Source organism: Burkholderia sp. Se-20378 (assembly GCF_017104665.1).
Lineage (GTDB): Bacteria > Pseudomonadota > Gammaproteobacteria > Burkholderiales > Burkholderiaceae > Burkholderia > Burkholderia lata.
Genome location: NZ_JAAGPG010000815.1, coordinates 1 through 2,715, shown reverse-complemented (window position 1 = coordinate 2,715; position 2,715 = coordinate 1). Strand labels below are relative to the sequence as shown.

5 protein-coding genes are annotated in these 2,715 nt (G+C 66.3%); 4 read left to right on the top strand and 1 reads right to left on the bottom strand.

The window, feature by feature from the left end:
• Positions 1-9: 9 nt before the first annotated feature.
• From G3N93_RS37860 to G3N93_RS37845, 4 genes are all read left to right on the top strand, one after another.
• Entirely contained in the window at positions 10-450 is a 441-nt protein-coding gene (locus tag G3N93_RS37860; RefSeq protein WP_307873452.1) for an alpha/beta hydrolase fold domain-containing protein, read from the top strand.
• Positions 451-662: 212 nt separating this feature from the next.
• Complete coding sequence (locus G3N93_RS37855) at positions 663-1,217, top strand: protein tyrosine phosphatase (protein ID WP_174938362.1); 555 nt, start codon at positions 663-665, stop codon at positions 1,215-1,217.
• Positions 1,218-1,574: 357 nt separating this feature from the next.
• Entirely contained in the window at positions 1,575-1,907 is a 333-nt protein-coding gene (locus G3N93_RS37850; RefSeq protein ID WP_039354568.1) for a type II toxin-antitoxin system RelE/ParE family toxin, read from the top strand.
• Positions 1,904-2,233, top strand: coding sequence for a DNA-binding protein (locus tag G3N93_RS37845; RefSeq protein ID WP_011356110.1), 330 nt, complete (start codon positions 1,904-1,906; stop codon positions 2,231-2,233). Before G3N93_RS37850 ends, G3N93_RS37845 begins: the two co-directional genes overlap by 4 nt.
• 15 nt (positions 2,234-2,248) lie before the next feature.
• Here G3N93_RS37845 and G3N93_RS37840 read toward each other — a convergent pair.
• Positions 2,249-2,715: LssY C-terminal domain-containing protein (locus tag G3N93_RS37840; RefSeq protein WP_206135306.1), on the bottom strand; the 467-nt coding region annotated here is incomplete at its 5' end.

Below are 2,715 nucleotides of genomic sequence, written 5' to 3'. Positions count from 1 at the left end.
TTGTCGTACGTGTGTGGGTTGTTTTGTATTACTTGGCGCGGCGCCAGCCCGGACCTACACGCTTGCGCACACTCGTTCCCTGCACGACGCGCTTCCGATCTGACGCTGGCTTCGCGCCGCCACGACGATCCGATGATCCGTCGCGGCTGGCTCGAACAGGGGCTGCGCTGGTATCACGGCGCCGGTTCGGTGGCGACCCGCGGCCCGCTCGACACCGACCTGCGCGGCCTGCCGCCGATGCTCGTCCAGGCCGGCGACCAGGAGGTGCTGCTGTCGGATGCGCTGCGGCTGGCCCGTCATGCGCAAGCCTGTGGCGTGCCGTGCCGGCTGGAGGTTCATGCGGCGCGCTGGCATGTGTTTCATCTGCAGGCGTTTTACCTGCGGTCGGCGCGGGATGCGTTGCGGACGCTGGCGGGGTTTGCGGCGGAGCGGGTGGCGGTGACGGCGTGACGATGAAGCAGTCATGCACAGCGATCGGGGCAGCGGTTTGCGGCTTCCCCGATCGGGTGCGCGGCGCATGCACCGTCACCGGGCCGGCTTGCGACGAAGCGACGCCGTCTTGCAAAAACCGGTCGTTTATTTTTTTCTGTCGCATGCGGCCGGCATGATCTCCCGCAGGCCCCGGCGCGCCGCCGGGGTTCCCCCACCCTCGCGGAGACATCATGAAAAGAAGGCACACCCTCAACACGCTGGCACTGCTCTGTTGCGTCGGCATCCAGTGCGCGACGTCGGCATTCGCCGACGAGCCGAAGAAGGTGGCGTTCGTCGACACCGGCAACACCGGGCGCAGCGTGATGGCCGAAGCGATCGCCGGCCAGTTGATCGCGCAGCGCCACGCGCACATCGCGGTGATCTCGCGCGCGGTCGACGAAGATCCGTATGACGAAAAGCCCGAAGAAAACGGCGTGATCCTGATGAAGCGCCGCGGCATCGACACGTCCGCGCACCGTTCGGTGCAGTTGAACGCAAACGACATCAAGCATTCCGACGTGATCCTGACGATGACCGACAAACACAAGGAGAAGGTGCTCGCGCTCTATCCGTCGGCCGCCGGCAAGGTGTTCACGCTCGCCGAATATGCGTCCGGGAAGCACGTCGACGTACCCGACGCGTGGGGCAAGCCGATCGATTTCTACGAATCGGTCACTACGCAGCTCGACACGTACATCCCGGCCGCGCTCGACAAGGTCGCGACGGCCGTGCCGGCGAAGCAGTAATGTCAGGAGGCCTGTCGGCTCGCGAGGCGCGACGCGCCGGCGCCGACAGGTTTGTTTTTTTACGTTCGTCTCCCCGTCCCCCCACCCGCCGCGCGTGCCCGTCACCGGGCCATCGACTTTGGCCATCCGGCCGAATCGTCACCCTGCGCACCGGATGAAAGAATGATCTTCGTCCGGGAAGCCGGCTTCGCTGCCTGAAATCCCGCACTTCGAAGGCACTGCATGCGCAGCAACGTGCATGCGGCGTCGTGTGTCGCCCCGACCAGGCAATGCGTACACGTCCCCCACGCGCACCACCCGGCAGCTCGCACGACCACTCCATTTACCCTTCTTCCTTTTTGTAGCTTATAAGTTACAATGCTATCCAAGTTCGAACTTCTTCGCTACCAGCGCGACGACGGTCGCGAGCCCTTCACCGAATGGTTGAACGCCGTGCGCGACAAGCTTGCGCAGGCCCGGATTCGCGAACGCCTGCGCCGCGTGCAGACAGGCAACTTCGGCGATTGCGAGTCTGTCGGCGAAGGTGTGATCGAACTGCGCGTCCACGTCGGCGCAGGCTACCGCGTGTATTTCGGGCGGTACGGCGGCGCACTGGTGCTGTTGCTTTCAGGTGGCGACAAAAGCAGTCAACCCGACGACATCAGGCGTGCAAAGGAACACTGGTCGAACTGGAAACGGAGGCAAACATGACCAAGCTCAAAGGTGCGGTATCGCACCACGACGCGGAAGTCGCCGAACTCGGCGCCGACCGCGAACTCGCGGTGGCCTATCTGCGCGTCGCGATGGAATCGCTCGACGATCCCGACAACCGCGCGGCCGGCCTGCTCGCGCTGCGTACGGTCGCGGAAGCGTACGGCGGGCTCGGCGCGGTTGCGGCCGAAGCCGGCATCAGCCGCGAATCGCTGTATCGCACGCTCTCCCCCAACGGCAACCCGACGCTGAAAACCCTGCTCGCGGTGCTCAAGACCGTCGGCCTGCGCCTGTCCGTCGTCCCTGCGCAGCCGGCGCACGCATAAGCGGCCACCACCCGCTCACGGCCTCACCATCCACACCAGCAGCATCTCCGCCGGCGCGTTCGTCATCCCCGCCGGCGGATGCTCGATCGTCGGCTCGACCGCGAGCGCCTTCGCGATCGTCGCCGCATCGTCGATCGTCGTCGTGCGCACGATCGTCATCAGCCGTGCCGGCCGGTGCAGCGTCTCGCGATACAACGCGCCGTACCACAGCGGCCGCATGCCGAGCGCGTCCTGCAGCACATACGGATAACGCCACAGCCGCAGCACGAGGCGGCTTTCCGGCTGGCCCGGATCGACGCGGACGAACACGCGGCGCGTGCTTTCGCCATGCGTATAGCGCGGCAGCACCGGGAGCGCATCGGCCGGCGCCTGCGGCAACAGCCAGCGCAGCGCGGTGGCCGGCGACCACGGCGTCGCGCGCTGCCAGCCAGCCTGCGCGAGATGCCGGTCGAGCGTGTCCGACGTCGCGCTCCATTGCAGCA

Coding starts and splice junctions, on each gene's coding strand:
- G3N93_RS37855 (WP_174938362.1), top strand. CDS start 663: ATGAAAAGAAGGCACACCCTCAACACGCTGGCACTGCTCTGTTGCGTC.
- G3N93_RS37850 (WP_039354568.1), top strand. CDS start 1,575: ATGCTATCCAAGTTCGAACTTCTTCGCTACCAGCGCGACGACGGTCGC.
- G3N93_RS37845 (WP_011356110.1), top strand. CDS start 1,904: ATGACCAAGCTCAAAGGTGCGGTATCGCACCACGACGCGGAAGTCGCC.